This window comes from Candidatus Skiveiella danica (assembly GCF_022705245.1).
Lineage (GTDB): Bacteria > Pseudomonadota > Gammaproteobacteria > Burkholderiales > Burkholderiaceae_C > Skiveiella > Skiveiella danica.
This window is the reverse complement of the sequence record NZ_JAKJEW010000138.1, coordinates 1-319: the sequence shown is the minus strand read 5'-3', so window position 1 is coordinate 319 and position 319 is coordinate 1. Positions and strand designations below refer to the sequence as shown.

General features: G+C 61.4%; 1 pseudogene. It reads left to right on the top strand.

The features are described 5' to 3' along the window. Positions 1-319 (top strand): annotated as a pseudogene (purH, locus tag ACMUOY_RS20535) (bifunctional phosphoribosylaminoimidazolecarboxamide formyltransferase/IMP cyclohydrolase); the annotation flags it as partial.

Below are 319 nucleotides of genomic sequence, written 5' to 3'. Positions count from 1 at the left end.
TTCAACCGCAAGCTCGATGCGGATGCGGCGAATGCGGTGGCCGGAATTTTCACCGAAGTCATCATTGCGCCGGACGCGACCGATGAAGCGATCGCCATTATCGGCAAGCGCAAGAACCTGCGCCTGTTGCTGGCGGGCGGCTTGCCTGATCCGCGTGCTGCAGGCCTGATGACCAAGACGGTCGCGGGCGGACTATTGGTACAGTCGCGCGACAACGCGGTTGTCGACGACATGACTTTCAAGACCGTCACCAAGCGCGCACCGACCGAGGCCGAACTGAACGATCTGCGGTTCGCGTTCCGTGTCGCCAAGCATGTGA